At 36.0% G+C, this 4,712-nt stretch carries 2 protein-coding genes; both read left to right on the forward strand.

All coding sequences use genetic code 11. The features are described 5' to 3' along the window. Positions 1 to 174: 174 nt before the first annotated feature. Positions 175 to 2,310: a T9SS type A sorting domain-containing protein gene (locus tag WC614_13955; GenBank protein ID MFA5034107.1), complete on the forward strand. Its 2,136-nt coding sequence runs from the start codon at positions 175 to 177 to the stop codon at positions 2,308 to 2,310. Positions 2,311 to 2,319: 9 nt separating this feature from the next. After that, complete coding sequence (locus WC614_13960; GenBank protein MFA5034108.1) at positions 2,320 to 4,515, forward strand: T9SS type A sorting domain-containing protein; 2,196 nt, start codon at positions 2,320 to 2,322, stop codon at positions 4,513 to 4,515. Positions 4,516 to 4,712: the final 197 nt, after the last annotated feature.

Below are 4,712 nucleotides of genomic sequence, written 5' to 3' on the forward strand. Positions count from 1 at the left end.
TATGACTTATCCGGTAGAATAGTCCAAACTATGTATTCAGGGACCCAAAAAGCAGGGGATCATACAATCAATATAAATGACTATAAAATTGCTAAGGGGATTTACTTTGCAAAACTTAATGCCGGGGATTTCAAGGCAACAAAGAAACTCATACTAATGAAATAGGGAGAAAAAATGAAAAAAGTAATGTTTGTAGTATTCTCATTTTTTGCAATTAGTTTCACCGTAAACAGTTCTGCGCAGGTTGTAGTTGTGGATAGTATATATCTTAGACCAAAAATAGGTAATGGTTTGGATCCCAGAGCAGTTGGGGTTAATGTAAATTCTAATAAAATATATATTGCAAATTATATGGGGAATATATCTGTTATAGATGGAGCTTGTGATTCAGTGATAAAGATTATAGGCGTCTCAGGAAATCGCATTGGAATCAATCCTATTACCAACAAAATATATATTTCAAATGGAAGCGGAATTTCGGTTATAGACGGTTCAACTGATTTAGTTACAGCAACTATAAAGGTCGGCAATAATCCTACCGGTATTGGAGTTAATCTCACTACTAATAAAATCTATGTTTCAAATACTGCGGACACTACTATTTCCGTTATAAATGCTTCAACTAACTCGATTATAACAACTATAAAAGTTAGCAATCCACCAGGGGACATAGGGGTTCATTCAACTGCTAATAAAATATATGTTACTCACTGGGGGAGCAATAATATCTCGGTTATAGATGGCGCAAAGGACTCAGTGATAAAAACTATAGCGGTTGGCACTAGTCCATCAGGAATAGGAATCAACATAAGCACAAATAAAGCATACATTGCAAATTCAAATAGTTATGATGTATCTGTGGTTGATTGTTTAGGAGATTCGGTTATAAAAAAATTGAAAACTGGCGGATCTCCTTATTACGGAGTAGGAATAAATCAAAACAGCAATAAAATATATGTTACAAATCACATTGGGAATAATGTTGTAGTAATAGACGGAGCCATTGATTCGGTAATAGCAACTATAAGTGTCGGGGACGAACCATGGAGCATAGGAGTCAATGATATTACTAATAAAATATACGTTGCAAATATGAGCGTTTCAAATGTTTCTGTAATAAATGGCTCTACAAATTTATTGATGACAACCGTAGCTCTTGGAAGTCGTCCGAACGGAATTGAGATTAACCCTATAAATAATAAAATATATGTAGCGGATGAGGAAAGAGATATTGTTCATGTAATTGATGGTTCTAATAATTCAGTAATAGCGACTCCTAAAACTTGCGATACTCCCTCTGAACTGGGAATTAATCTATCTACAAACAAAGTATATGTTACAAATTATAATAGCGGTAGTATTTCCATTATAAATGGTGAAAATGACTCATTAATAAGAAATATGGATTTAACTTCTAGGTCTTATGGAATAGGGGTCAATCAAATTACTAATAAGATATATGTTGCCACCCCTGATATAAATAGTGTTTCTGTAATTGATGGTTCAAATGATTCATTGAAAACGGTTATAAAAGCTGGCAAATGTCCCCATGGGATTGGAATTAACGAGATTAACAACAAAATATATGTAACAACCACATATAATGCTGTATATATGATAAATGGGTTAGCTGATTCCTTAATAGATAGCATTACAGCTATCGAATGTCCGTGGGGAGTTGGAATTAATCCAGTGAATAATAAAGTTTATATAACAGGCTTTAATGGTGATAATATTTACGTACTGAACAGTGCAAATGATTCTGTAATAAAAATTATAAAAGACGGTCGTCAGCATGCCGGAATTGATATTAACAAAAATACAAATAGGATATACATTGCAAATATAAACGCTTCAAGTATTTCAGTATTAGATGGAACTACAGATTCTATATTACAAATAGTTCCTGTAGGACAAAGCCCTTATTCTATCGCAGTAAATGATAGCACTAATAAAATTTATGTAAGCTGTATGTGGGATGGCACGGTATGGGTGCTTGAAGATAAAACAGGGATAGAGGAATCCCCCAATCCCACTCCCCCTTCGACTACGCTCAGGGTAAGTCAAAACCCTTTCTCTAAATCAACAACTATCAGTTATACTGTGGGAGAGGTTTCCCAACCTCGATATGTCTCTCTTAATCTTTACGACATTTCCGGTAGTTGTGTAAAAACTCTCGTAAACGAATCCAAATCCGCCGGGAGTTATAGTATAACCCTAAACTCAAACGAACTAAAAACAGGAATATATTTTGCTACCCTCACAGCAGGGAATTATAGTACAACAAAGAAGTTAATTTTAATGAAGTAGGGAGAGAGTATGAAAAAATTAATTGTATTTATATTTTTACTTATACCAATCTGTAGTTTTACAGTAGAAAACCTACCTGCTGTTAGACAGGTTAAGTCCATTCTACCTGTTCCATTTCTTAACGAAGATGATTGGAACGCTAAACAAGGAACTAAAGCCTTTGACTCCCTTAATGTCTCATTTGTCGGTAATTGGCCATTTGGAATTTCGTACACAGGAGCTTGTGATTCTATACGAGAGTTAGTTTTTTGTAGTTCGGGGGGTGGAGTATATATACTTGATGTTTCAAATCTTACTTCTCCCCAAAAATTATCAGAAATTCGTACAAAAGGTGGAATTTTAGGAATTTTCTACAAACAATTTGATTCTACATTATACATTGCAGGCGGAGAAATAGGGTTAGAAATATGGGATATTAAAAATCCGGCTAATCCTTTGAAGTTAGGATGTTACAACACTCCCGGATATGCCCAGCAAGTAATAGTTGCAGATTCTTATGCTTATGTTGCAGATGGAGATTCGGGGCTAAGAATAATAGATGTAACAAATCCAGGAAATCCACAAGAAAAAGGATGCTATCCAAGCAGTGCCTCCGGGGTGGCAGTGTCAGGTATTTATGCTTATATCGCAGATGAAGATTCTGGTCTTAGAATAATAGATATATCTGATCCGGCAAATTTAAATGAAATAGGATATTTAGATGCATCCGGATATGCTGAAAAAATAGTAGTTTCCGGTTCGTATGCTTATATTACAGGTTGGAAATTAGGAATGGGAATAATAGATATAACAGACCCCTCTAAGCCAATTGAAAAAGGATGTGTAGGAATGTCTTGTCCTTCAAGAGGAATAGCAGTATCAGATTCTTATGCTTATGTTGCAGACGGAGATGCGGGACTGCGAATAATAGATATATCAAATCCGGCAAACCCATACGAGGTAGGAAGCGCAGGTTACGGAAGAGCCTATGGAGTGATGTTAGTGGGTTCTTATGCCTATCTGGTATCCTGGGGAGGGCTTACAATTTTAGATATATCAACTCCGACAAACCCGGGCAAAATCGGATGTTATATTACGCCTTGCATTACTTATAATGTAGCTGTATCAGGTTCTTATGCATATATTACAACCTACTGGGAGACAGGGCTTAGGATAATAGATATCTCTAACTTATCAATTCCACAGGAAGTGGGTTGTTGTACTACATCTTCTGCCAATAAAGTAGTAGTATCCGGTTCTTATGCTTATGTTGCAGATTATGAAGATGGACTTGTAATAATAGACATATCAAATCCTGCAAATCCAACCAAAATTGGAAACTTCAATATACCTGACGGGGCATATGGGGTTGCAGTAGTGGACTCGTATGCTTATGTTGTAAGCGATACTGCAGGACTCAGGATAATAAACATATCCAATCCAATTAACCCCTTTGAAGTGGGGCATTATGATACCCCGGGAAATGCGTATGGAGTCGTAGTATCTGATTCTTGTGCTTATGTTGCAGACGATACTACGGGACTCAGAATAATAAATATATCAAACCCTGCAAATCCAATAGAAATAGGCCATTGTAATACACCTGGCAAGGCTTTTGATGTTGTGGTATCGGGTTCATATGCTTATATTGCAGATTGGGTTGAAGGACTAAGAGTAATAGATATATCTAACCCGTCAAACCCCACTGAAATAGGTTATTGTGGTACTCCCGGTTCTGCTTATGGAGTAGCAATATCAGGTTCTTATGTTTATGTGGCAGATGAAGATTTAGGAGGCGTAAGAGTAATAGATATATCTACTCCAACGAGTCCACAAGAAGTGGGTTGTTACGATACTCCGGGCTTGGCATATGGAATTGCAAGTTTGGGTGCATATATTTATGTTGCAGATGGAAGTACAGGTTTGCAGATTTATAAAAATTTGTTGTATGGAATAGAAGAGTCTCCTACCCAAAAATCATTTGCTGTTAAATTATTAAGCAATCCTGTTCTAAGTGAGATAAAATTATCCTTAAATATGAAACAAGAGAAAGTGAACTTCAGGCTTTTTGATATCAGTGGCAGAGTGGTTAAAACCTTTGCACCTACTGAACTTTCCAGAATAGTTAACCTTGATGTTTCTAACTTGTTTTCGGGTATTTATTTCCTGAACATATCTACCCCTAACCACAACGAGTGTATAAAGGTATTAAAATTAAGATACTAAAACTTTAATTTTGTAGCCCGGAGAATTTTTATCGTTGGTATTGGAGACAAGATGAGAAATTCAAGCAAAGAACAAAAAAGCAAAGATTTACGCATAGAATTCATTGAATATACAGGGGAAGATAAAGAGGAGAGGCTTAAGGCAGCTTTAGACTTCGTTGTAGAGGTTTTATTCAGAAAACTCAATGCGGAGAACGG

This window comes from bacterium (genome assembly GCA_041649255.1).
In the GTDB taxonomy this organism is placed as follows: domain Bacteria; phylum Hydrothermota; class UBA3073; order JACQXS01; family JAQTXJ01; genus JAQTXJ01.

What these genes read in the sequence shown, in the direction of transcription:
- WC614_13960 (MFA5034108.1), top strand. Translation starts at nt 2,320, where the DNA reads ATGAAAAAATTAATTGTATTTATATTTTTACTTATACCAATCTGTAGT.
- WC614_13955 (MFA5034107.1), top strand. Translation starts at nt 175, where the DNA reads ATGAAAAAAGTAATGTTTGTAGTATTCTCATTTTTTGCAATTAGTTTC.